This window comes from Pseudomonas sp. PS01299, from assembly GCF_029960145.1.
Classification (GTDB): domain Bacteria; phylum Pseudomonadota; class Gammaproteobacteria; order Pseudomonadales; family Pseudomonadaceae; genus Aquipseudomonas; species Aquipseudomonas putida_A.
In genome coordinates this window covers 1-2,665 of sequence record NZ_JASCPO010000422.1, presented here as the reverse complement: position 1 = coordinate 2,665, position 2,665 = coordinate 1, and the positions used below count along the sequence as shown (strand labels likewise).

General features: G+C 58.1%; 4 protein-coding genes. 3 read left to right on the top strand and 1 reads right to left on the bottom strand.

Annotation, left to right across the window (positions count from 1 at the left end; translation table 11 throughout):
* Nucleotides 1-97: 97 nt before the first annotated feature.
* Nucleotides 98-475, bottom strand: a complete 378-nt coding sequence (locus tag QMX91_RS30590) for a hypothetical protein (RefSeq protein ID WP_007969330.1) — start codon at nt 473-475, stop codon at nt 98-100.
* 196 nt (nt 476-671) lie between these two features.
* Between QMX91_RS30590 and QMX91_RS30585 the strand changes: the two genes are divergently transcribed.
* From QMX91_RS30585 to def, 3 genes are all read left to right on the top strand, one after another.
* Nucleotides 672-863, top strand: a complete 192-nt coding sequence (locus QMX91_RS30585; protein WP_027612573.1) for a CsbD family protein — start codon at nt 672-674, stop codon at nt 861-863.
* A gap of 163 nt (nt 864-1,026) precedes the next feature.
* Nucleotides 1,027-1,977 carry a YihY/virulence factor BrkB family protein gene (locus QMX91_RS30580; protein ID WP_098965233.1) on the top strand — a complete coding sequence of 317 codons (951 nt, stop codon included), beginning with the start codon at nt 1,027-1,029 and terminating at the stop codon, nt 1,975-1,977.
* Nucleotides 1,978-1,979: 2 nt separating this feature from the next.
* Nucleotides 1,980-2,519 (top strand): peptide deformylase, encoded by a 540-nt coding sequence (gene def, locus QMX91_RS30575; RefSeq protein ID WP_103522058.1) that lies wholly within the window; start codon nt 1,980-1,982, stop codon nt 2,517-2,519.
* Nucleotides 2,520-2,665 lie beyond the last annotated feature (146 nt).

The following is a 2,665-nucleotide window of genomic DNA, read 5'->3' as shown; positions in this document are numbered from 1 at the left end:
CCGCCTTCGCGAGCAAGCCCGCTCCCACATTCAACCGCGTTCCTCCAGTTGGAATACAGTCAAATGTGGGAGCGGGCTTGCTCGCGAAGCTTTTCGGTTACTGCCGGAACGGCGCGAAATTCACGTTGGTTCCCGCCGGACGCATGTCCTGCAGATACGAATCCTTGTCTGCACTCAATTCCAGGCTCAACGCCGCCTTGCGCTTGCCTTCGTTGCGAATCACCAGACCTTCGAGCTTTTCGCGCAGGAACACGGTCGGCACTTTCAGGTGCAGCAGTTCGTCGGTGGCCGGGGTATGCATCAGCAGGTGAATCCACTCGTACTGACCGACGGCGAGGCGCGTCACCGGCAGGTCGAACCACCAGATGTTGCGGTTGCGGTTCAATTCGGCGAAGTGGCAGTTGTTGGTGCCGAGCACAGCGCCGCCCAGTTCCTGGTTGCGACGGGCAATGGCCTGCTTTTTATCGAGTTTCATAACATTCCTGCGGGATCTGATCGTTGGCGCACGGCGCCCATAGGTGCGCATTCTCGGGGCTTGCGGGGCAAACATAAAGCCCAACCTGCATGGCACGACGAAATGAAGGGCAAAAATAAATGAAACTCGTGGCAAACCCGGCCAGTCAATCATTACGTACTGACTTTTCCCCTTCAATGCACCAAGGAGAAACACCATGAGTAGCACTGGCGATAAAGTAAAAGGCATGGCCAACGAAGCAGTCGGCAACGTCAAGCAAGGCGTCGGCAAAGCCACCGACAACACCAAGCTGCAAGCCGAAGGCAAACTGCAAGAGAAAAAAGGTGAAGCCCAGCAAGCTGTCGGCAAAGCCAAAGACGCCATCAAGAAAGGTGTCGACAAGGCGTAATTCCGCCTTGAACGAAACACACGAGCGGCCATCCAAGGATGGCCGTTTTTGTGTCAAAACCCGACAGCCATCCACGAAGGTCGCCAAGTAGGCTACCGTGATGTAGAAAACGGCCCCTGAGTCGCCACGACTTCAACCTGTAATGCGGCGAAAGGAGACGCGAATGATTTTTCCAGACATGAAAGGTCTGCCACTGCACCGGGTGATGGTGCGCACGGTCACTGAATTCGTCGACGACGAGATGTCGACCTACGCCTCGGCACTGGCCTACCAGATGCTGTTCTCGCTGTTCCCGTTCATTCTGTTCCTGATTGCGCTGATCGGTTTCCTGCATCTGCCGGACTTCTTCACCTGGCTGCGCCTGCAGTCGGAACTGGTGTTGCCGCCGCAGGCGCTGGAACAGGTCAACCCGGTGATCGATCAGTTGCAGCAGTCCAAGGGCGGCTTGCTTTCGGTCGGTATCGTCATCGCCCTGTACACCGCGTCTGCCGGTGTGCGGCTGATGATGAGTGCGATGAACGCCGCTTACGACGTGGTCGAGGGCCGGCCGATCTGGAAGCGTTTTCCGCTGTCGGTGTTCTACACCGTCGGCATTGCCGGCATGTTGCTGGTGGCGGCCGCACTGATGGTGCTCGGGCCGCAAGTGATGGGCTGGATTGCCGCGCAGGTAGGGTTGGAAGATTTCATCGTCACTGTGTGGACGATTGCGCGCTGGCCGGTGATCGTGATCCTGATGATGGTCGCCGTGGCGCTGATCTATTACGTGATGCCCGACGTCAAACAGGAATTCCGTTTCATCACCCCCGGCTCGGTACTTGCCGTGGTGGTGTGGATCATCGCCTCACTGGGCTTTGCGTTCTACGTCAAAACCTTCGCCAACTACAACGCGATGTATGGCAGCATCGGGGCGATCATCGTGCTGTTGCTGTATTTCTACATTTCCTCGGCGGTGCTGCTGCTCGGCGCCGAGATGAATGCGGTGATCGAACACATGTCCAGCGAGGGCAAGGACGAGGGCGAGAAAGTCCCCGGCGAACTCGATGAACATCCCAAACAACATGTCTCTGGCCTGGGGCGCGACCACTCGCTCAAGCCGGACACTGACGAAGCCTGACCATGATCCGTGAAATCCTCAAAATGGGCGACGAACGCCTGCTGCGCATTGCTCCACCGGTGCCGCCGGAAATGTTCGACAGCCCCGAGCTGTGGCAACTGATCGATGACATGTTCCAGACCATGGAAAGTGTCGGTGGCGTCGGCCTCGCCGCGCCGCAGATCGGCGTCGACCTGCAATTGGTGATCTTCGGTTTCGAGCACAGCGAACGTTATCCGGACGCCGAAGCGGTGCCGCAGACGATCCTGATCAATCCGCTGATCACGCCGCTGAGTCCGCTGACCGAGGAGGGCTTTGAGGGCTGTCTGTCGGTGCCCGGCCTGCGCGGTGCGGTGGATCGTTATCAGCAGATTCGCTACGAAGGCTTTGATCCCAAGGGCGAGCCGATCGTACGCGTGGCGTCAGGCTTCCATGCGCGGGTAGTGCAGCACGAGTGCGATCATCTGATCGGCCGCTTGTATCCGTCGCGGATTACCGATTTCAGCAAGTTCGGCTTTACCGAAGTGATGTTCCCGGATCTGGATCCCGCAGCCGACGACTGATCCTGAGAACACCTCTATCCCAATGTGGGAGCAACTGTCTTACTGCCACCGTTCGTCACCGCCACTCTGTGCCGTCTCGCAGCATGGCATTCAGTCTGATCAGCAGTATTCGCATACAGGCGATGAGCGCGACTTTCGCGCTCTTG

What these genes read in the sequence shown, in the direction of transcription:
- def (WP_103522058.1), top strand. Translation starts at nt 1,980, where the DNA reads ATGATCCGTGAAATCCTCAAAATGGGCGACGAACGCCTGCTGCGCATT.
- QMX91_RS30590 (WP_007969330.1), bottom strand. Translation starts at nt 475, where the DNA reads ATGAAACTCGATAAAAAGCAGGCCATTGCCCGTCGCAACCAGGAACTG.
- QMX91_RS30585 (WP_027612573.1), top strand. Translation starts at nt 672, where the DNA reads ATGAGTAGCACTGGCGATAAAGTAAAAGGCATGGCCAACGAAGCAGTC.
- QMX91_RS30580 (WP_098965233.1), top strand. Translation starts at nt 1,027, where the DNA reads ATGATTTTTCCAGACATGAAAGGTCTGCCACTGCACCGGGTGATGGTG.